Consider the following 21,706-nt stretch of genomic DNA (forward strand, 5'->3'; position numbering starts at 1 on the left):
GAAGGTTCGAGTAATTAGCCAGCGAGTTGACCAACGAATGGGTTCGCGAAGGTGAAGAACAGAGCGATACCAACACCGATCATGGTTACGGCGTCGAGCAGACCGGCAACGATGAACATTTTGACTTGCAGCATTGGAACCATCTCTGGCTGACGCGCTGCGCCTTCCAGGAACTTGCCACCCAACAGGCCGAAACCAATTGCGGTACCCAGTGCGCCCAGGCCGATCAACAGTGCAACAGCGATAGCGGTTAGACCAACTACAGTTTCCATCTTTCCTCCCGACTTTTACGTCGTATGGTTTAGGTTTTTTAGATTTTAAAGCGGTAAAACAAATCGTTTCATAGCCCTGTTCGGGCACCCACTCGTTTGACCGAGTGGGACATCAGACTAGTCGAGACTGGTCTTAATGGTTCTCTTCGTGCGCCATCGACAGGTAAACGATGGTCAGCATCATGAAGATAAACGCCTGCAGGGTGATGATCAGGATGTGGAACACAGCCCACGCCCACTGCAGAACTACGCCCAGGCCGCTAAGCCAGAGCAGACCACTGCCGAACATCACAGCGATCAGAATGAAGACCAGTTCGCCGGCGTACATGTTGCCGAACAGACGCAGTGCCAGGGAGATTGGCTTGGCGATCAGTGTCACGAACTCCAGCAGGAAGTTCACCGGGATCAGCAGGGCTTGAAGAAAGATGTTCTTGCTGCCGAACGGGTGCAGGGTCAGTTCGCCGATGAAGCCGCCGATGCCCTTGACCTTGATGCTGTAGAAAATGATCAACGCGAACACCGACAGGGCCATGCCCAGGGTAGCGTTCGGGTCAGTGGTCGATACAGCACGGAACGGAATGTGCGAATCGCCAGTGATCAAGATGGCCAGCTGAGGAATCCAGTCGACCGGGATCAGGTCGACGGCGTTCATCAGGAAGACCCAGACGAAGATGGTCAGTGCCAGCGGTGCAATCACCGGGCTACGGCCATGGAAGCTGTCTTTCACGCTGCCATCGACGAATTCGACCAATACTTCAACGAAGTTCTGCAAAGCACCAGGCTGACCGGAAGTCGCCTTCTTTGCCGCCATGCGGAAAAGAAGAACGAAGATCAGACCCAACGCGACCGACCAGCCGAGAGTATCGACGTGGAAAGCCCAGAAGCCCATTTCTTTGGCTTCTGCTGCGGTGTGGGCAAAACCCCACCCGCCAGTTGGGTGCTGACCGAAGGTCAGGTTCTGCAAGTGGTGCTGGATATAGCCCGAAGCGGTTGTCTCTGCCATGGTTGCCTCAAACGCCCTAAGGTCTCGAAAGTCTTGTTCTCATCAGCAGGGGCGCGAACCAGCTGACCAGTTGGGTCAACACGAAGACGCCGAATACAGCTAGCGGCGCCAATGGCTTCACACCTGCAAACGTCAATGCAAAGAGCACTGCCGTCAAAATTAGTTTGCCCGCCTCGCCGGCATAAAAAGACCGGACGATGGCTTGAGCTGCTCGGGCGCCGGAAAACCGAAATGCCCTGTGAGCGAAATAAACATTGGGTAGCAAGGCTATCAGGCCTCCGCAGAGTCCTGAGTACCCGGCTACGACTCCATGCCAGTACCAGAGCGCCAAAGCGGCCAGTACCAAAACGACAAATTGAGCCAGTAAGACTGGAAAAACTGCCAGGCGATGGAACGGCAAGCGGTTTGGCGTGCGGCTCTCCATCGTTTTTGCTCCCCAATGATCGGCTGCCAGAATTCAATAACTTGGCATAATTTGTGCCGACAAAATGCGCGCAGAGTATAGGGGCGGTTCTGCCCCTATTCAACTGTCAGGTAGTGATTTCCGACTGCACACTACATGAGGAAATGTTTCAACGAATGTGTGCAAGCACACCTTGAAGCTCATCGAGGGAGTTGTAACCGATCACCAACTGCCCCTTCCCCTTTTTACCGTGGCGGATCTGCACCGCAGAGCCTAGGCGCTCAGCCAGACGCTGTTCGAGTCGAGCAATATCCGGGTCCGGCTTTACCGGTTCAGCAGGTTCCTGTTTACCACTCAACCACTGGCGAACCAGTGCTTCAGTCTGGCGTACAGTCAGCCCCCGTGCGACAACGTGTCGCGCCCCTTCAACCTGTTGATTTTCCGGTAAACCGAGCAAAGCACGTGCATGACCCATTTCCAGGTCGCCGTGGGACAGCATGGTTTTGATGACTTCCGGCAACGCGATCAAGCGTAGCAGGTTGGCCACGGTCACGCGGGATTTGCCCACCGCTTCGGCCACTTGTTGCTGCGTCAGCTGGAATTCCTGCTGCAAACGCTGCAAAGCCACCGCTTCTTCGATCGGATTGAGGTCTTCGCGCTGGATGTTCTCGATCAGCGCCATGGCGATCGCGGTTTCATCCGGTACATCGCGAACCATTGCCGGGATGGTTTCCTGACCAGCCTGCTGACTGGCGCGCCAACGGCGTTCGCCGGCGATGATTTCGAATCGGCCGCTGCCGATCGGCCGAACCACGATCGGCTGCATCACGCCCTGAGCCTTGATCGACTGCGCCAGCTCTTCCAGCGCCTGTGGGTCCATGTCCCGACGCGGCTGGTACTTGCCGCGCTGGATCAGGTCGAGGGGCAGGTGCTGCAGCTCACGCTGATCTGCCTGCACCGCTTGTTCTTCCAGCGAGCTGACAGTCGGACCACTCAGCAGTGCATCCAGTCCACGTCCGAGACCTCGTTTCTTGACGGCCATGGGGATTCCTTAAGTTGCCTGAGCAGCGGCAGTGCGTGAGTTTTTGCGTTGACGACGAACCATCTCGCCCGCCAATGCCAGATAGGCAATGGCACCCCGCGATGATTTGTCGTACGCCAGCGCCGGCATGCCATAGCTTGGTGCTTCGGCCAGGCGGATGTTGCGCGGAATCACCGTGTCGTAGAGCTGCTCGCCGAAGTGTTCCTTGAGCTGCGCCGAAACATCGTTCATCAGGCTCAGGCGCGGGTCATACATGGTCCGCAACAGGCCTTCGACTTTCAGGTTCGGGTTCAACAACTCAGCGATGCGCTTGATGTTATCCACAAGGTCGCTCAAGCCTTCGAGCGCGAAGTACTCGCACTGCATGGGGATAATCACCCCGTCAGCCGCAACCAGCGCGTTAAGCGTGAGCATCGACAACGACGGCGGACAGTCGATCAAAATGTAATCGTAGTTTTCACGGATCGGCGCCAACGCGCTGCGCAGGCGGCTTTCCTTCATCTGCATTTCCAGCAGAACCACTTCGGCCGCGGTCAGGTCGCGGTTGGCCGGCAGCAGTTGGTAACCACCGTGTTCGGAATAGTGCATGGCCTGGGCCAGATCGCATTCGCCGATCAGCAGGTCGTAGACCGAGTTTTCCAGGCCGTGTTTATCCACACCGCTACCCATGGTGGCGTTGCCCTGTGGATCGAGATCGATCAACAGCACCCGACGCTTGGTAGCGACCAGGGAAGCTGCGAGGTTGATACAGGTGGTGGTCTTGCCCACACCACCCTTTTGGTTCGCTATCGCGAATACCTTAGCCATTCTTGCTTGTGTTCCCAATCATGCCGTGCGGCGCAGTATCAGCAGATGGCGTTGGCCTTGGCAACCGGGTACGGCCAGGGCGTGTTCGCTATCGAGGTGGAAGTCTGCCGGCAATGCTACCAGCTCATCGGCGGGATGAACGCCCTTCATTGCCAGCCAACGTGTTTCGGTGTCACCGAGGTGGCGAGTCCAGTTGCTGAAGTTCTCCATGCTGCTGAACGCCCGGGAGATGATCCCGTCGAATGGCTGATCAGGCTGAAAAGCTTCGACGCGACTGTGGATAACTTGCAGGTTATCCAGTTTGAGTTCGAGTTTGACCTGGGTCAGGAAGCGGGTTTTCTTGCCGTTGCTGTCCAGGCAAGTCACTTGGGACTCTGGAAACAGGATGGCCAACGGAATACCCGGCATGCCACCACCGCTGCCAACGTCCAGCCAGCGGCCGTTTTCGACGAACGACATCACGCTCAAACTATCGAGCAAGTGACGGGAAACCATTTCATCCGGATCGCGTACGGCGGTCAGGTTGTAAGCCTTGTTCCATTTGATCAACAGGGCCAGATAACCCAGCAACTGGGCGTGCTGGGTTTCTGTCAGCATGACCCCGAGCTGGCGAGCACCTGTGGATAACTCTTCTGCGTGTTGCGAGGTGACCAACGAACTCAAGCGCTTTGCTCCAACTGACGGCCCGCGCCGCGTTTTTTCAAATGAATCATCAACAGCGAAATCGCTGCCGGCGTCACACCCGGGATACGCGACGCCTGGCCCAAGGTCTCTGGACGGGTCGCACTGAGCTTGCTCTGGATCTCTTTGGAGAGACCGGAAATATTCGTGTAATCGATATCCACAGGCAGTTTTGTGTCTTCGCTGGCCCGCAGCCGTGCGATTTCATCCTGCTGGCGATCGATGTAACCGGCGTATTTGGTCTTGATTTCGACCTGCTCGGCGACTTGAGGATCTCCTGCACCGCCACCGGTCACGGCGATCAGACCAGCGTAGTCGATTTCCGGACGGCTCAGCAGGTTGAGCAAATTGTATTCGTGGGTCAGTGGTGTACCGAATTTCTCGGAAATCGCATCGCCTTGCTCGGTGCCCGGGCGAACCCAGGTACTTTTCAGGCGTTGCTCTTCCAGCGTGATGCTTTCGCGTTTGGTGCAGAACGCAGCCCAACGTGCGTCGTCCACCAGTCCCAGTTCGCGACCTTTTTCGGTCAAGCGCAGGTCGGCGTTGTCTTCGCGCAGGATCAGACGGTATTCGGCGCGGGACGTGAACATCCGATACGGTTCCTGGGTACCCAGAGTAATCAGGTCGTCGACCAACACTCCGATGTATGCCTCGTCGCGACGCGGGCACCAGGCATCTTTGCCCTGAGCACGCAGTGCGGCGTTGGCCCCGGCCAGCAAACCCTGGGCGCCGGCTTCTTCGTAACCGGTGGTGCCGTTGATTTGCCCGGCGAAGAACAGACCGCCAATGACTTTGGTTTCCAGGTTGTACTTCAGGTCACGCGGGTCGAAGTAGTCGTACTCGATGGCGTAACCCGGACGAACGATGTGCGCGTTTTCCATGCCGCGGATCGATTGCACGATCTGCAGTTGCACGTCGAACGGCAGGGATGTGGATATCCCGTTCGGGTACAGCTCGTTGGTCGTCAGGCCTTCCGGTTCGATGAAGACCTGATGGCTTTCCTTGTCGGCAAAGCGATGGATCTTGTCTTCGATCGACGGGCAGTAACGCGGGCCGATACCTTCGATCACACCGGAATACATCGGCGAACGATCAAGGTTGGCGGCAATGATTTCGTGGGTGCGGGCGTTGGTGTGGGTAATCCAGCAGCTGACCTGTTTCGGGTGCTGCTCTTTGGAACCCATGAATGACATCACCGGGATCGGTGTATCGCCGGCTTGCTCGGTCATCACCGAGAAATCCACAGAACGACCGTCAATACGCGGTGGAGTGCCGGTTTTCAGGCGACCAACGCGCAGTGGCAATTCGCGTAAACGGTGAGCCAGGGCGATCGATGGCGGATCACCGGCACGGCCACCGGAAAAATTCTGCATTCCGATGTGGATAAGTCCACCGAGGAAGGTGCCAGTAGTCAACACCACGGAATCCGCGAAGAAACGCAGGCCCATTTGGGTGACAACACCGCGCACTTGTTCCTGCTCGACGATCAGGTCGTCAGCAGCCTGTTGAAATATCCACAGGTTCGGCTGGTTTTCTAGGATTTCGCGGACAGCGGCCTTGTACAGAACCCGATCAGCCTGAGCGCGGGTTGCACGCACGGCCGGGCCTTTGCGGCTGTTCAATACGCGAAATTGAATACCGCCTTTATCGGTAGCCATGGCCATCGCGCCGCCGAGGGCATCGATTTCCTTGACCAGATGGCTTTTGCCGATCCCACCGATAGCGGGGTTGCAACTCATGGCACCGAGGGTTTCCACGTTATGCGTCAGCAACAGGGTTTTTGCACCCATACGTGCTGAGGCCAGTGCTGCCTCGGTACCGGCATGACCGCCGCCGATGACGATCACTTCAAAACGGGAAGGGAAATTCACCACGCACCTCGTGCCTGCTTCAGTTAGGTAATCCGGAATAGGTTGATCTCAGGTTTTTGGACCTGGTCGGCAAGTATAGGGACTTCGCCCTTCCTAAAGAACCCTTTGCACAAAATTTAACCAGCTGTGGAGAAGTCGCGGTTATAGAAATTAAAAAGAGAGAAATTTATTAAATCTTTGTTTTTATGTTTATTTCTACTGAGGCACATTTCTGTGGATAGATCTCTACAGGCCTTTATATTCAATATGTACAGAGATTCAAAACCCTGTGGTCATGTGGCAAGGAGGCCCTTGGATAACCGGTTTAAGCCTGTGGATGAAAGAGGTGCTTATCCACAGGGGCAGTTATCTTCAGTTTTGAGGCCCTGTTATCAACTGCCCTTAGAGGCAGTTATTCACAGGGCTTAATCCACAGAAAACTGCTGAATAAGCAAATCCAGGGCACGGGAAATCCGCTCAAGCAGAAAGAATCTGCTCAGCACTGGAAAAGAATTCAAGAATAGGAGGGAACAGACAGGCGCGAATGGCCTGTCTGTGGATAACGGGGAGGGCTATTTACCGATACAGAAGCTGGAAAAGATCCGTCCCAGCAGGTCATCGGAGCTGAATGCACCGGTGATTTCACCCAAACAGTGCTGAGCCTGGCGCAAATCTTCAGCCAACAGTTCACCGGCTCCGGCCAAGGTCAACTGCGCACGGCCATGCTCGAGGGAAGCACTGGCATGACGCAACGCGTCAAGATGACGCCTGCGAGCGCTGAAGCTGCTCTCCGAGGTCTGTTCGTAGCCCATGCAGGCCTTGAGGTGGTCGCGCAGCAATTCCAGTCCTTCACCTGCAGATTTGGCGCTCAGGCTAATGGTGACGTGGCCATCCTCGCTGACTTCCAGGGCAATGGCTTCGCCAGTGAGGTCAGCCTTGTTTCGGATCAGCGTGACTTTCGCCGGATCGGGACGGATTTCCAGGAATTCTGGCCATAACGCGAACGGATCAAGTGCCTCAGGACCAGTAGCATCGACCACCAACAGCACGCGATCAGCCTCGCCGATCGCTTTCAACGCCCGTTCGACGCCGATTTTTTCCACCTGGTCTTCGGTATCTCGCAGACCTGCGGTGTCGACCACGTGCAGCGGCATACCATCGATGTGGATATGTTCACGAAGAATGTCCCGGGTGGTGCCGGCAATCTCGGTGACGATCGCGGCTTCACGACCGGCCAGTGCATTCAACAGGCTGGATTTACCGGCATTCGGCCGGCCGGCGATCACCACGGTCATCCCGTCACGCAGCAAGGCACCCTGCCCGGCTTCCCGTAGTACGGTGGATAACTCGTCACGCACTTTGTCGAGCATGCTCAGTACGTGACCATCAGCGAGGAAGTCGATTTCTTCTTCAGGGAAGTCGATCGCCGCTTCGACATAGATGCGCAGGCCAATCAATTGCTCGGTGAGGTTATGCACACGCTCGGAGAATGCGCCCTGCAAGGAACGCAGGGCATTTCGTGCAGCCTGTGCAGAACTCGCTTCGATCAAGTCAGCGATGGCCTCGGCCTGAGCCAGGTCGAGTTTGTCATTGAGGAACGCGCGCTCGCTGAATTCACCCGGCCGGGCCAACCGACAGCCCAGTTCCAGGCAACGCTTGAGCAGCATATCCAGAACTATCGGACCGCCATGGCCCTGGAGTTCCAGCACATCTTCACCGGTGAATGAGTTCGGGCCGGGAAAATACAGGGCAATGCCTTGATCCAGCACCTCATCGTTTTCACTGAGAAACGGGCCGTAGTGGGCGAATCGCGGCTTGAGTTCACGACCGCTGAAGGCCTTGGCCGCAACACTCGCCAGCGGCCCGGAAATACGGACGATGCCAACACCACCGCGACCTTGAGCGGTGGCGACGGCTGCGATGGTTTCACGAGGAACGCTCATAAACCGGTATCCAGACAAAAGTGACAGATAGCAAAACGCCCCACTAGGGGGCGTTTTGAGTGGTTATCCACAGTGTAAGTCAGGCAGCTGCTTTGGTAGCCGCTTCGACCTTACGAGTGATGTACCACTGTTGGGCGATCGACAAAACGTTGTTCACTACCCAGTACAGAACCAGACCAGCCGGGAACCACAGGAAGAAGAAGGTGAAGATGATAGGCATCAGCTTCATCACCTTGGCCTGCATCGGATCCGGAGGCGTCGGGTTCAATTGCTGCTGGATGAACATGGTTACACCCATGATGATCGGCAGAATGAAGAACGGATCCTTGATCGACAGGTCAGTAATCCACAGCATGAACGGCGCTTGGCGCATTTCAACGCTTTCCAGCAGAACCCAGTACAGCGAAAGGAAAACCGGCATCTGCACGAGGATTGGCAAGCAACCACCCAGCGGATTGATCTTCTCTTTCTTGTACAGCTCCATCATGGCTTGCGACATTTTCTGCCGGTCGTCGCCATGTTGCTCTTTCAGCGCGGCCAGTTTCGGTGCCACTGCACGCATGCGCGCCATGGATTTGTAGCTGGCTGCCGACAGCGGGAAGAAGATCCCTTTGATCAGCATAGTCAGGAAGATGATTGACCAGCCCCAGTTGCCGATCAGCGCGTGGATATGTTGCAGCAGCCAGAAAATTGGCTGGGCAATGAACCACAGAATGCCGTAGTCGACGGTCAGTTCCAGACCTGGGGACAACTCTTTCAACACAGCCTGGCTTTTCGGACCGGCGTATAGAACGGCGCTGGTCTCGTCTTTTGCACCTGGCGCGACAGTCATTGCCGGTGCGGTGTAGCCGATGATGTAGTTGCCTTTGCTGTCTTTACGGGTCTGGACGAGGTTGTTTTCGCCTTTCGCCGGAATCCATGCGGTCACGAAGTAGTGCTGCAACCAGGCAACCCAACCACCGGTTACGGTTTCTTTCAGCTGAGCCTTGTCCATGTCGCTCATCGACACTTTCTTGTACGGCTCGTTACTTGTCCACAGGGCGGCGCCCAGGTAAGTCGCGGTGCCGGTGGCGGTGCTGGAAGAAGGATCGGAGCTGGCGTCACGCTTCAATTGCGCGAACATTGCACCGGACCAAGGCTGAGCACTCTGGTTATCGATCAGGTAGGAAACGGTTACGTCATACAGCCCACGTTTCAGGGTGAAACGCTTGATGTAGTTGACGCCGTCCTTGCTGAACTTCAGGTCTGCGACCAATTGGTCCTGACCGTCAGCCAGTTGGTAAATCTTCTTCTCCGAGGAGTAAACCGGACGACCGGCAGGACTGGCGTCCGGACCGTTGGTGCCGATCAAACCGCTTTGAGCCAGATAAGTCCGCTCGTTGCCGTTATCGAACAACTGGAATGGAATTTCCGGATGGTCCTGGCGACGTGGATACAGCGGCAGCGTCAACTGGGCAACATCGCCACCTTGTGGATCGATTGCCAGGTTGAGCACATCCGTTTTGATCTGGATGAGGTCTTTGCTTGCAGCTACTGGTGTTTCAGCAGGGGCAGTTGCACTGGTATCGCTTGCGGCGCGTGGAATGTCGTCACTGACAGAAGCATTATTGCCAGTCGCCGTATCCGGTAGGCCCGGTGCGGTAGTACTGGAAGCAACATTCTGAGTCGGCAGGGCAGCCTGGCCATAGTCCTGGTTCCATTTAAGAACCATAACGTAGGACACGATTGCCAGGGCGACGATCAGGATCGTGCGTTTGATATCCATGATTACTCGGCCATCGAAGAAGAACGGGAGGTAGGGATAGATGGAACCGGGTCATAACCACCGGGATTCCACGGATGACAGCGACCTAAACGACGAAAGGCCAGCCAGCCACCGCGCAGAAGGCCATGATTTTCTATGGCTTCATACGCGTAGCAGGAACAACTGGGGTAGAAACGACAGTGACTGGCCATCAGAGGACTAATGGCATAGCGATAAAACTGGATCGGAACGAGTGCCAGTTTACGCATCGGGACTGTCTACCCCTACAGTTTCGGTTTTGACTGCTGGTACCGGCGTGCTGCGTGCCAGACGCTTCCAGAGTTTGCCGAAATGCTGAATCAATTCGGGGTTTTCTACGTCACCCAAACCTTTGCGCGCGACGATAACGATGTCCCAGCCGGCCAGTGAGTCCTGGTTCAGACGGAACGATTCGCGCATCAGACGTTTGAGGCGATTGCGCTCGACGGAGAGCTTTACGCTCTTTTTCCCGATAACCAGCCCGAGACGGGGGTGATCAAGATCGTTGTTGCGCGCAAGGAGCAGGAGATTTTTCCCCGGAACCTTGCCGGTAGGGGAGTCAAAGACTGCCTTGAAATGCCGGGGAGTAAGCAGACGCTTTTCCCGACTGAAGTCCTGACTCACCTCCAGTGCCGGATTATCAAACTGCCAGACGCGCACGACCTTTGGCGCGACGACGCGACAGGACGGCACGACCGTTTTTGGTAGCCATGCGAGCACGGAAACCGTGGGTACGAGCGCGTTTGATAGTGCTTGGTTGGAAAGTACGTTTCATTGTCGTGTTACCTGGTTCGTCCACAACGGGCCGGAATGGCCCCCGTTTTAAGAGACCGGGGATTCTAGAGAAAGCAAGCCTCTAGGTCAATTTCCAACCAGCGTTTCCTTATAAATAGATCTACAGACGTTTTTCCTGCCGAGCTCCTTGGCTAGATATAGAAATTAAGAAGGAAAGTATTTAAAGCTTTTCTGTAAAGCTTATAAAAGCTAGGGACACGATCATCTGTGGATAACTGCCATCAGCCCTTTAAAGTCGTGATGTACAGAGAATGACAACTACGGTGGAAAACGGTGGTAAGCCTGTGCTGCGCTGTCGGATAAGCTGTGTGTGAAAGAGGTACTTACCCACAGGGTGGTTATCCACCGAGTTTCCCCCCCACTTGTACAACGACCTTAGACCCGGTTATCCACAGAGCTTATGCACAGACCGCTGGTCGTCTTTTTTTCGTATAAATCACTGATTCTTCATGGGAGGTGCACAACCTTCGTGTGGATAAGTCGGGGCTTGGTCGGCTACAATGGCGGCTTGTTTTTGCCTCACCGGCTTTCAACTTAGGGGATATCCGTGTCAGTGGAACTTTGGCAGCAGTGCGTGGAGCTTTTGCGCGATGAGCTGCCTGCCCAACAATTCAACACTTGGATCCGTCCACTACAGGTCGAAGCCGAAGGCGACGAGTTGCGTGTCTACGCACCGAATCGTTTTGTTCTCGACTGGGTCAACGAAAAGTACCTGGGCCGCGTCCTTGAACTGCTGGATGAGCATGGCAATGGCATGGCGCCGGCGCTGTCCTTATTAATAGGCAGCAAACGCAGTTCGGCACCGCGTGCTGCCCCGAATGCTCCGTTGGCCGCCGCTGCTTCACAGGCTCAGGCCGCTCAAGCACCTGTCAGCGCCACGGCGCCAGCCCAGGTAGCCGCTCCGACCAAGCGTGCGACGCAAAAAGTTGCCGAGGTTAATGAAGAGCCATCGCGCGACAGCTTCGACCCGATGGCCGGGGCCAGTTCGCAACAAGCTCCGATTCGCGCCGAACAGCGTACGGTGCAGGTCGAAGGCGCGCTTAAGCACACCAGCTACCTGAACCGTACCTTCACCTTCGAAAACTTCGTCGAGGGCAAGTCCAACCAACTCGCTCGGGCTGCGGCCTGGCAAGTGGCGGACAATCCCAAGCACGGTTACAACCCGCTCTTCCTTTATGGTGGCGTAGGCTTGGGTAAAACCCACTTGATGCACGCTGTGGGTAACCACCTATTAAAGAAGAATCCGAATGCCAAGGTTGTGTACCTGCATTCCGAGCGTTTCGTTGCGGACATGGTCAAGGCCTTGCAGCTGAATGCGATCAACGAGTTCAAGCGCTTCTACCGCTCGGTGGATGCATTGTTGATCGATGACATTCAGTTTTTCGCCCGCAAGGAACGTTCCCAGGAAGAGTTTTTCCACACCTTCAACGCCCTGCTTGAAGGTGGCCAGCAGGTCATTCTCACCAGTGACCGCTACCCGAAAGAAATCGAAGGCCTTGAAGAGCGCCTGAAATCCCGCTTCGGCTGGGGCCTGACGGTAGCCGTCGAGCCGCCGGAACTGGAAACCCGCGTGGCGATCCTGATGAAAAAGGCCGATCAGGCCAAAGTCGATCTGCCCCATGACGCGGCGTTCTTCATTGCCCAGCGTATTCGTTCCAACGTCCGTGAGCTGGAAGGCGCGCTCAAACGCGTGATCGCCCACTCGCACTTCATGGGCCGCGATATCACCATCGAGTTGATTCGCGAATCCCTGAAAGATCTGTTGGCACTGCAAGACAAACTGGTCTCTGTGGATAACATTCAGCGCACTGTCGCCGAGTACTACAAGATCAAGATCTCCGACTTGTTGTCCAAACGTCGTTCGCGTTCGGTAGCTCGTCCGCGTCAGGTCGCCATGGCGTTGTCCAAAGAACTGACCAACCACAGCCTGCCGGAAATCGGCGACGTGTTTGGCGGCCGGGACCACACCACTGTTTTGCACGCCTGCCGCAAGATCAACGAACTTAAGGAATCCGACGCGGACATCCGCGAGGACTACAAGAACCTGCTGCGTACACTGACCACTTGATGAACACCAGCGCAGCTTATTAAGGCAAGGGACTAGACCATGCATTTCACCATTCAACGCGAAGCCCTGTTGAAACCCCTGCAACTGGTCGCAGGCGTCGTCGAGCGCCGACAGACCTTGCCGGTGCTCTCCAACGTGCTGCTGGTTGTCGAAGGCCAGCAATTGTCGCTGACCGGTACCGACCTGGAAGTCGAGCTGGTCGGTCGTGTACAACTCGAAGAGCCTGCCGATCCAGGTTCCATCACTGTGCCTGCGCGCAAGCTGATGGATATCTGCAAGAGCTTGCCGAACGATGCGCTGATCGACATCAAGGTCGACGAGCAGAAGCTCGTGGTGAAGGCCGGCCGTAGCCGCTTCACCCTGTCGACCCTGCCGGCCAATGACTTCCCGACTGTGGAAGAAGGCCCAGGCTCGTTGACGTGCAGCCTTGAGCAAAGCAAATTGCGCCGTCTGATTGAACGGACCAGCTTCGCCATGGCCCAGCAGGACGTGCGTTACTACCTCAACGGCATGCTGCTGGAAGTCTCGGCGGGCATCATCCGCGCCGTGGCCACCGACGGTCACCGTCTGGCCATGTGCTCGATGCAGGCTGATATCGGTCAGCCGGATCGCCACCAGGTCATCGTGCCACGTAAAGGTATCCTTGAGCTGGCGCGCCTGCTGACTGAGCCGGACGGCATCGTCAGTATCGTACTGGGTCAGCACCACATCCGTGCAACCACTGGCGAGTTCACCTTCACGTCGAAACTGGTCGACGGCAAATTCCCGGACTACGAGCGTGTTCTGCCCAAAGGTGGCGACAAGCTGGTCCTCGGCGATCGTCAGGCCCTGCGTGAAGCCTTCAGCCGTACCGCGATTCTGTCCAACGAGAAATACCGCGGCATCCGTCTGCAACTGGCCAACGGTCAGCTGAAGATCCAGGCGAACAACCCTGAACAGGAAGAAGCGGAAGAAGAAGTGGGCGTCGAGTACAACGGCGGCAATCTGGAAATCGGTTTCAACGTGAGTTACCTGCTCGACGTGCTGGGCGTGATGACCACTGAACAAGTTCGCCTGATCCTGTCCGACTCCAACAGCAGTGCGTTGGTGCAAGAGTCTGACAACGACGACTCGGCCTACGTTGTCATGCCGATGCGTCTGTAATCATGCTCAGCAGAAGCTAGATGTCCTTAAGTCGCGTCTCGGTCACCGCGGTGCGCAATCTGCACCCGGTGACCTTTTCCCCCTCCCCCCGAATCAACATTCTTTACGGCGCCAACGGCAGCGGCAAAACCAGTGTTCTGGAAGCCATTCATCTGCTAGGGCTTGCCCGTTCGTTTCGTAGCACCCGCCTGTTACCGGTCATCCAGTACGAGCAGCTCGCCTGTACGGTGTTTGGGCAGGTGGAGTTGGCCGAGGGTGGGCACAGCGCCTTGGGGATATCCCGCGACCGTCAAGGCGAGTTCCAGATTCGCATCGACGGGCAGAACGCTCGCAGCGCGGCGCAACTGGCGGAAATTCTGCCGCTGCAGTTGATCAACCCTGACAGTTTCCGATTGCTGGAAGGCGCACCGAAGATTCGCCGGCAGTTTCTCGACTGGGGCGTGTTCCACGTGGAACCACGATTCATGTCCACCTGGCAGCGCTTGCAGAAGGCCCTGCGCCAGAGAAACTCTTGGCTGCGGCATGGTACACTTGACGCCGTTTCGCAAGCGGTTTGGGACAGGGAACTGTGCCAGGCCAGCGCTGAAATTGATGAATACCGCCGCGCTTATATCAAAGCCTTGAAACCAGTCTTTGAACAGACCTTGAGCGAACTGGTTGAGCTCGAGGGCTTAACGCTCAGCTATTACCGAGGTTGGGACAAAGACCGAGAGCTGAGTGCAGTGCTCGCCGGGTCCCTTCAGCGGGATCAGCAAATGGGTCATACCCAGGCCGGACCGCAGCGCGCTGATTTGCGTCTTAGATTGGGCGCACACAACGCCGCGGACATCTTGTCTCGCGGTCAGCAGAAGCTGGTGGTCTGTGCATTGCGGATTGCCCAAGGGCACTTGGTTAGCCAGGCCCGACGCGGCCAGTGTATTTATCTGGTGGATGACCTGCCGTCCGAACTGGACGAGCACCACCGCCGCGCGCTTTGCCGCTTGCTGGAAGACTTACGCTGCCAGGTGTTTATAACCTGTGTAGATCACGAATTATTGAGGGAAGGCTGGCAGACGGAAACGCCAGTCGCTCTGTTCCACGTGGAACAGGGCCGTATCACCCAGACCCACGACCATCGGGAGTGAAGGCATTGAGCGAAGAAAATACGAATACCTACGACTCAACGAGCATTAAAGTGCTGAAAGGCCTGGATGCCGTACGCAAACGTCCCGGTATGTACATTGGTGACACCGACGATGGTAGCGGTCTGCACCACATGGTCTTCGAGGTAGTCGACAACTCCATCGATGAAGCGCTCGCTGGCCACTGCGACGACATCAGCATCATCATCCACCCGGACGAATCCATCACCGTTCGCGACAACGGTCGTGGTATCCCGGTAGATGTGCACAAAGAAGAAGGCGTCTCGGCAGCCGAGGTCATCATGACCGTGATGCACGCTGGTGGTAAATTCGACGACAACTCCTACAAAGTATCCGGCGGCCTGCACGGTGTAGGTGTGTCGGTTGTGAACGCCCTATCCGAAGAGCTGGTCTTGACCGTTCGCCGCAGCGGCAAAATCTGGGAACAGACCTACATTCACGGTGTTCCAAAAGAACCGATGAAAATCGTCGGTGAGAGTGAAACCACCGGCACCCAGATCCACTTCAAACCGTCCGACCTGACGTTCAAGAACATCCACTTCAGCTGGGACATCCTGGCCAAGCGGATTCGTGAACTGTCCTTCCTCAACTCCGGTGTCGGCATCGTCCTTAAGGATGAGCGTAGCGGCAAGGAAGAGCTGTTCAAGTACGAGGGTGGCCTGCGTGCGTTCGTTGAATACCTGAACACCAACAAGACCCCGGTCAACCAGGTGTTCCACTTCAACATCCAGCGCGAAGACGGCATCGGCGTGGAAATCGCCTTGCAGTGGAACGACAGCTTCAACGAGAACCTGTTGTGCTTCACCAACAACATTCCACAGCGCGATGGCGGTACTCACTTGGTGGGTTTCCGTTCCGCTCTGACGCGGAACCTGAACACCTACATCGAAGCTGAAGGTCTGGCGAAGAAACACAAAGTCGCGACCACCGGTGACGACGCCCGTGAAGGCCTGACCGCGATCATCTCGGTAAAAGTGCCGGATCCGAAGTTCAGCTCCCAGACCAAAGACAAGCTGGTTTCTTCCGAAGTGAAGACCGCGGTCGAACAGGAAATGGGTAAGTACTTCTCCGACTTCCTGCTGGAAAACCCGAACGAAGCCAAGTTGGTTGTCGGCAAGATGATCGACGCGGCGCGTGCGCGTGAAGCGGCGCGTAAAGCCCGTGAGATGACACGTCGTAAAGGCGCACTGGATATTGCCGGTCTGCCGGGCAAACTGGCTGACTGCCAGGAAAAAGACCCTGCCCTTTCCGAACTGTACCTCGTGGAAGGTGACTCTGCTGGCGGCTCCGCCAAGCAGGGACGCAATCGTAGAACCCAGGCCATCCTGCCGTTGAAGGGCAAGATCCTGAACGTCGAGAAGGCGCGTTTCGACAAGATGATCTCTTCGCAAGAAGTGGGCACCTTGATCACCGCGCTGGGCTGCGGCATTGGCCGCGACGAGTACAACATCGCGAAGCTGCGTTACCACAACATCATCATCATGACCGATGCTGACGTCGACGGTTCGCACATCCGTACCCTGCTGCTGACCTTCTTCTTCCGCCAGTTGCCGGAGCTGATCGAGCGCGGCTACATCTACATCGCCCAGCCACCGCTGTACAAGGTCAAGAAAGGCAAGCAAGAGCAATACATCAAAGACGACGACGCCATGGAAGAGTACATGACGCAGTCGGCCCTGGAAGATGCGAGCCTGCACCTGAACGAGGAAGCCCCGGGCATTTCCGGACCAGCCCTCGAACGTCTGGTGAATGACTTCCGTCTGGTAATGAAGACGCTCAAGCGTCTGTCGCGCCTGTACCCACAGGAGCTGACCGAGCACTTCATCTACCTTCCTGCCGTTAGCCTGGAGCAATTGTCCGATCACGCTGCGATGCAGGATTGGATGGCCCAGTACGAAGTTCGCCTGCGCACCGTAGAGAAGTCCGGCCTGGTTTACAAAGCCAGCCTGCGTGAAGACCGTGAACGGAACGTCTGGCTGCCTGAGGTCGAACTGATCTCCCACGGCTTGTCGAACTACGTCACCTTCAACCGCGACTTCTTCGGCAGCAACGATTACAAGACGGTTGTTTCTCTGGGCGCTCAACTGAGCACCTTGCTGGACGACGGCGCGTATATCCAGCGTGGCGAGCGCAAGAAGCCAGTCACCGAGTTCAAGGAAGCCCTTGAATGGCTGATGGCCGAAAGCACCAAGCGTCACACCATCCAGCGATACAAAGGCCTGGGGGAGATGAACCCGGATCAGCTGTGGGAAACCACCATGGACCCAGCACAGCGCCGGATGCTCAAAGTGACCATCGAAGACGCCATTGGCGCGGACCAGATCTTCAACACCCTGATGGGTGATGCGGTCGAGCCTCGTCGTGACTTCATCGAAAGCAACGCCTTGGCGGTTTCCAACCTGGACTTCTGATCCAGCTGTAGGTTCACAAAATAGTTGATCATTTTCACAAATAGATGATCAGACGCCTTCCGAAAGGAAAGCGAAAAAAAGGCCAATTCTCTGAATTGGCCTTTTTTGTGCGCTCGAAAATTACGCCCCTCTACCCTGCAGGCAAGATGCTTGGGGGGCAATACATCTTGGGCCCGCCCGAGGAAGGCGCCTACTAGTGGACCTCCACATGAAGTAAATGCGCCGGGACATTGGGCTGGAGAGGAATTCGATGGACTGGGATGAAAGTGGTACAGAGGAGATGAAGGAAGGAGAACGCACATGCGCGAATAATACTGGAAGTATCGAATTCAAATCTAAATAACACGAATGTGTAATTAAAAGTCAAGCTTAATGGCGAAAATTTTCGTGGAGAAAGACGAATGGTGGGAGTAAAATCTGGCACGCTCTTACGCCGTAAGAGCGCACCAATAAAATCAGCCGGTTACGTAAACTTGTTGAAGCAAGTTCCTAACGGCCACCGGTAACAGCTTCTGCTTTGAGCATCTATCTGGAAAATAGAGCTCACGGCATGGCTGCTTTCGTCGACGACCCTATAAGGAGGCATCGAGAAATGTAGAAACGCTTAATCAGAGGCTCTGACAGCGCCTACAACCAAGTATATCTTGCGTAGACGAACCCGCGCAATTTCTGCCTTTTTTCGGCGCTTGTCAATCCTCTCCCAAAAAATCGACTTCAGCGAGGGCCCTCGACGGGGAAGTGTTGCCTGTCGAAAGCCCCTCTGGAGCCCGCTCTGCGCCTGAGTTATCGGGTGCAGCGCAGGTGCTCGTCTCAAAGATTTGTGGAGGTGTTCAATGTCAGTGCGAAAGGTTGTAACCCGGCGTTCTTGCCATTTCAGAGGCTACTTTCCCTCCCTGAAAAATGGCAAACCTACGCCTTGGGAATCCCAGCTGGAAGGTGGGTTTTTCCGGCTTCTGGAGCTGTCACCGCAGGTTCTCAGCTACACCATACAGCCCAGCCGAGAGAGCGTATCGCTCGACTCGGCAACCATAAAATATTTTCCTGACCTCCATGTATTTCTTACGGATGGCAGTGAGTGGTGGTTCGAAGTGAAGCCGCAAAAGCGGCTTTTGATCGCCAGTGTCGATCAACGGCTGGAAGCTGCAAAGGTTCATTTTGCCGCCAGTAATCGCAATTTTACTGTTGTCACGAATGATCTGATTCATAGCGAACCGTTGGCTAGGAACCTTCAAAAGCTTATGTACCACCGTCGCGGGCCCATGCTTTCGAATTCCCAAGTCGACGAGGTTCGAGAACTTCTTGATGCCCACGAGCCGAAGACTTTTAGTGAATTTATTGCGGTTTTTGGTGATATGGAGGCATGGCGTTTATTGGGCTTAGGCATTGTTGGTATCAGTCTTGATCAGACTATTAGCAACAACTCAGAAGTCTTCTTAACAGGAGGGCATCGTCATGCAAATTTTTTCGCTTAAAGCAAAATTAGCCGTATCCGTAAAAGGCGTTTTGATGGTTCTCCAACGGAGATTAGTTGATCGACGACTACTCTTTTTTGATGAGTTAGGTGAACCCACAAAGTTGACCGAGGCTGAGTTCTACGTTGGGTATGAAAAGCGTGAAATTGAAATTTGCGCGGATCAACCATTTCTCGGAGAAGTGCCATTCGTGCGGAACGTAGCCCCTGATCTTACATGCTTTCCAGCCAATCACAGCCAAGAAGCCTTACGTCGGCGCCGGTATCTTGAGGGTGTAATGGGGAAGGACCAATCAAAATTACCGAGTGAAGAAGTCATGTTGGAAGAATTGAAAAAAATAGCAAAAATAATAGGTGATGCATGTGCGCCTTCAATATCAACTGTCAGACGTTGGGCATCGAGGTACATTGGAAACAACATAATAAGGTTGGTACCTAAACATAATAAAAAAGGCCGGGCAGCCGCCATTAAAGATGAGCTTGAAGGCATACTGGAGAGAGTCATTGATGAACTTTATCTAAAAGACACCCGGCCAAAAGTTTCAAAGGTCATAGGTGAATACCATCTCAGACTTGAGGCCCTTAATCGGGAACGGTTGCCCTCTGAACAGTTCATCCTCCCCAGCGGCATGACCGTCCGCAGATACATTGCCAGGCTAGATCCCTTCTTGGTGGATGTTGCTCGCCTCGGTAAGCATGCCGCTAATAAAAAGCACCGTGTAGCTGCGGGTGTACTCCAGGTAAATCAGATCCTCGAGAGGTGGGAGATCGATCACACCCTATTGGATGTCCTGCTCGTGGATGAAGAGACCGGTTTGGTTATCGGGCGACCTTACCTAACGATAGTGTTAGACAGGTACTCTCGAATGATCATGGGGTACCTCCTCCACCTGTCTGCGCCAAACACTGAATCTGTTCTACGAGTCATTGAGCGTTCGATCCGTCCCAAAGCAGAACTGTTGCAACGCTTTCCGAAAGTAAAGAATGAGTGGCGAGCCCATGGTATGCCGGCGCGGATCGTTCCGGACAATGCTGCCGAATTTCATGCTGATGATTTGATTTTGGGGTTCAACGATCTAGGCATCGAGATTATGTATCCCGCCTCCCGGGCACCTGAAATGAAGGGCGCGGTCGAGCGCTTTTTTAGCACTCAGAATCTGGGACTTATCCACAACCTCCCGGGTACAACATTCTCCAATATCAAGGAGAAAGGAGATTACAAGTCAGAAAAACATGCCTGCTTCACCTTGTCGCAACTGGAAGCCGTAGTCGTTAAATGGATCGTGGATGGCTACCACCAAACGCCGCACCGAGGCCTCAAGAAGATGACCCCCGCCCAAGCCTGGGCAATTGATGAGGCTCAGACTTTGGTCAGACTGCCCGTGGATCTCGATGCCCTTGAACGCATTCTTGCTCGACGAACCTCCGTAAAGGTTCATCACTATGGAATTGAAGTTGACAGCATCGGTTACCACTCGGCTGAGCTCGCCCAGTTGAGAATGCTCTTAACGTCTGATGAGAAGGTAAATGTTCGTTATCGAGACGAAGCTGGGCATGTTTGGGTTCATGACCGGTTTAGAAACGTTTTTCTCCAGGTACCGGTGAAGGACAAGCGGTTGATTGGTAAGAGCCGAGAAATGTGGAAGGCGGCCCAGAAAGCGCTTAGAGATGCTGGAGGAGAGCAACCAAGCTTTGACGAACTTCATCGTTGCTACCAAGAGCTGCGAGAAGACATTGACGAAGCTCGTCGCTCTCAAAAGCTGCGAGTGCGACGGGAAGCAGCACGGGCCAAGTTGGATAGGGAGGGTCGTAAGGCCGAGGCGAATCCCCCACCGGTAGTCGTTGCAGAGATGGAGTGGGTGGATCGGTCATTCACACCGCCAACTGCCCCCTCCACTTTCAAGGTTTCCTACCGTCCGCCATCAGCAGGTGATCGACCATGAACGCTATCGCACAAATTATCCCTCCCTTCTCTCTGCGTCACCATTTCATTCACAGCCCGCAGGCTGAGCGAGCCTTGACGCGCTTGAGTGAGGTTCACGGGGATACCCGGCGTACCGGGGCGAGCAAGGGCTTAGTCATCCAAGGTCCGAGCGGTGTGGGAAAAAGCACCTTGATCAAGGAGTACGTTAGGGAATTGAAAGCAACGGAACCTCCAGGGTCGGGGAAGCGGACGGTCTTGGTAGTTGAGATTCCCTCGTCACCCACCAAGAAAAACTTGGCAACAGCGATGCTGACAGCACTAAAGGACCCGTACGCGGATGCTCGCGGTCATTCTGCGGAGGTCAAGTTCGCTCGCATCATTCTACTCATGACCAATCTGGGGGTTGAAGTCGTGGTGCTCGACGAAGCCCAACATTTAGTGGATTACCGACGCAACGATGCGTATGAGGCCGCGGATTGGATCAAGAGCTTGATGAACGAAACCAGCATCACCTTCGTACTCGTCGGATTGAAGCGAACCGAGGGCCTGCTATGGGCAAACGAGCAACTACGACGAAGGTTTTCTGCGACGGTTGAATATAACCGGTTCAGCTATGCCGAATGCACATCGGCGCAGTTTGCAATGCTTCTCGAGGTGATTGCTAGCCTATTGCCGGTTAAGGCCATCAGCTTTACAGAGCCTCAGTTGTTAAGGCGCTTTCACATGGCTTCATTTGGCTTGATTGACTACCTGATCAAAATTCTGGATCGAGCTGTTTGGCTCGTCCAGCATCGAGAGCTCGAAGGAATAAATCTGTATGTCCTAGCCGAAGCGTTTTTGGATGAGGTGTGGAGCAAAGCTACAGACCAGCGAAATCCATTCAGTATCAGCTTTAACTTCAAGCCTCTGATTGGATTTCATGAGCCGTTCGAAAAATTCGACCTAATCGCGGCCTAAAGAGAAGGCCG

Annotated in this window: 19 protein-coding genes; 7 read left to right on the forward strand and 12 right to left on the reverse strand. The window is 55.1% G+C overall.

Annotated features, from left to right (window positions below):
- Window positions 1-14: 14 nt before the first annotated feature.
- The 12 genes from atpE to rpmH form a co-directional block, all read right to left on the reverse strand.
- Window positions 15-272 (reverse strand): F0F1 ATP synthase subunit C, encoded by a 258-nt coding sequence (gene atpE / locus WLY71_RS10575; RefSeq protein ID WP_002555987.1) that lies wholly within the window; start codon window positions 270-272, stop codon window positions 15-17.
- 133 nt (window positions 273-405) lie between these two features.
- On the reverse strand, window positions 406-1,275 hold the full coding sequence (atpB, locus tag WLY71_RS10580) for a F0F1 ATP synthase subunit A (RefSeq protein ID WP_347803508.1): 870 nt from the start codon (window positions 1,273-1,275) through the stop codon (window positions 406-408).
- Between the two features lie 16 nt (window positions 1,276-1,291).
- Window positions 1,292-1,699 carry a F0F1 ATP synthase subunit I gene (locus WLY71_RS10585; protein WP_007948092.1) on the reverse strand — a complete coding sequence of 136 codons (408 nt, stop codon included), beginning with the start codon at window positions 1,697-1,699 and terminating at the stop codon, window positions 1,292-1,294.
- Between the two features lie 148 nt (window positions 1,700-1,847).
- On the reverse strand, window positions 1,848-2,720 hold the full coding sequence (locus WLY71_RS10590; protein ID WP_008027541.1) for a ParB/RepB/Spo0J family partition protein: 873 nt from the start codon (window positions 2,718-2,720) through the stop codon (window positions 1,848-1,850).
- Window positions 2,721-2,729: 9 nt separating this feature from the next.
- Window positions 2,730-3,527: a ParA family protein gene (locus WLY71_RS10595; protein WP_008155709.1), complete on the reverse strand. Its 798-nt coding sequence runs from the start codon at window positions 3,525-3,527 to the stop codon at window positions 2,730-2,732.
- 18 nt (window positions 3,528-3,545) lie between these two features.
- A complete protein-coding gene (gene rsmG / locus WLY71_RS10600; RefSeq protein ID WP_347803509.1) occupies window positions 3,546-4,190 on the reverse strand; it encodes a 16S rRNA (guanine(527)-N(7))-methyltransferase RsmG in 645 nt (214 codons plus the stop codon).
- A complete protein-coding gene (gene mnmG / locus WLY71_RS10605; RefSeq protein WP_347803510.1) occupies window positions 4,187-6,079 on the reverse strand; it encodes a tRNA uridine-5-carboxymethylaminomethyl(34) synthesis enzyme MnmG in 1,893 nt (630 codons plus the stop codon). Before mnmG ends, rsmG begins: the two co-directional genes overlap by 4 nt.
- A 551-nt stretch (window positions 6,080-6,630) precedes the next feature.
- The gene (gene mnmE / locus WLY71_RS10610; protein WP_347803511.1) at window positions 6,631-8,001 is read right to left on the reverse strand and encodes a tRNA uridine-5-carboxymethylaminomethyl(34) synthesis GTPase MnmE; all 1,371 of its coding nucleotides are present in this window, start codon (window positions 7,999-8,001) and stop codon (window positions 6,631-6,633) included.
- Between the two features lie 79 nt (window positions 8,002-8,080).
- Window positions 8,081-9,766, reverse strand: a complete 1,686-nt coding sequence (yidC, locus tag WLY71_RS10615; RefSeq protein ID WP_347803512.1) for a membrane protein insertase YidC — start codon at window positions 9,764-9,766, stop codon at window positions 8,081-8,083.
- A 2-nt stretch (window positions 9,767-9,768) separates the two neighbouring features.
- Window positions 9,769-10,014, reverse strand: coding sequence for a membrane protein insertion efficiency factor YidD (yidD, locus tag WLY71_RS10620; protein ID WP_074872215.1), 246 nt, complete (start codon window positions 10,012-10,014; stop codon window positions 9,769-9,771).
- Entirely contained in the window at window positions 10,007-10,408 is a 402-nt protein-coding gene (gene rnpA / locus WLY71_RS10625; protein ID WP_031319201.1) for a ribonuclease P protein component, read from the reverse strand. The genes yidD and rnpA overlap by 8 nt, the downstream gene beginning before the upstream one ends.
- Before the next feature lie 16 nt (window positions 10,409-10,424).
- Window positions 10,425-10,559, reverse strand: coding sequence for a 50S ribosomal protein L34 (gene rpmH, locus WLY71_RS10630; protein WP_003213577.1), 135 nt, complete (start codon window positions 10,557-10,559; stop codon window positions 10,425-10,427).
- 567 nt (window positions 10,560-11,126) lie between these two features.
- On the opposite strand from rpmH, the gene dnaA reads away from it, so the two are divergent.
- The 7 genes from dnaA (at window position 11,127) to WLY71_RS10665 (ending at window position 21,695) form a co-directional block, all read left to right on the forward strand.
- A complete protein-coding gene (gene dnaA / locus WLY71_RS10635; protein ID WP_347803513.1) occupies window positions 11,127-12,647 on the forward strand; it encodes a chromosomal replication initiator protein DnaA in 1,521 nt (506 codons plus the stop codon).
- Window positions 12,648-12,686: 39 nt separating this feature from the next.
- Window positions 12,687-13,790 (forward strand): DNA polymerase III subunit beta, encoded by a 1,104-nt coding sequence (dnaN, locus tag WLY71_RS10640; RefSeq protein WP_017341709.1) that lies wholly within the window; start codon window positions 12,687-12,689, stop codon window positions 13,788-13,790.
- Window positions 13,791-13,810: 20 nt separating this feature from the next.
- Window positions 13,811-14,914, forward strand: a complete 1,104-nt coding sequence (recF, locus tag WLY71_RS10645) for a DNA replication/repair protein RecF (protein ID WP_007969883.1) — start codon at window positions 13,811-13,813, stop codon at window positions 14,912-14,914.
- A gap of 5 nt (window positions 14,915-14,919) precedes the next feature.
- The gene (gyrB, locus tag WLY71_RS10650) at window positions 14,920-17,343 is read left to right on the forward strand and encodes a DNA topoisomerase (ATP-hydrolyzing) subunit B (RefSeq protein ID WP_347803514.1); all 2,424 of its coding nucleotides are present in this window, start codon (window positions 14,920-14,922) and stop codon (window positions 17,341-17,343) included.
- Between the two features lie 833 nt (window positions 17,344-18,176).
- The gene (locus WLY71_RS10655; protein ID WP_347803515.1) at window positions 18,177-18,815 is read left to right on the forward strand and encodes a TnsA endonuclease N-terminal domain-containing protein; all 639 of its coding nucleotides are present in this window, start codon (window positions 18,177-18,179) and stop codon (window positions 18,813-18,815) included.
- Complete coding sequence (locus WLY71_RS10660; RefSeq protein ID WP_347803516.1) at window positions 18,796-20,757, forward strand: integrase; 1,962 nt, start codon at window positions 18,796-18,798, stop codon at window positions 20,755-20,757. The genes WLY71_RS10655 and WLY71_RS10660 overlap by 20 nt, the downstream gene beginning before the upstream one ends.
- Window positions 20,754-21,695 carry a TniB family NTP-binding protein gene (locus tag WLY71_RS10665; protein WP_347803517.1) on the forward strand — a complete coding sequence of 314 codons (942 nt, stop codon included), beginning with the start codon at window positions 20,754-20,756 and terminating at the stop codon, window positions 21,693-21,695. The genes WLY71_RS10660 and WLY71_RS10665 overlap by 4 nt, the downstream gene beginning before the upstream one ends.
- The last annotated feature ends 11 nt before the right edge of the window (window positions 21,696-21,706 follow it).

Origin of the sequence: Pseudomonas rossensis, assembly GCF_039888995.1 — a bacterium.
Taxonomy (GTDB): domain Bacteria; phylum Pseudomonadota; class Gammaproteobacteria; order Pseudomonadales; family Pseudomonadaceae; genus Aquipseudomonas; species Aquipseudomonas rossensis.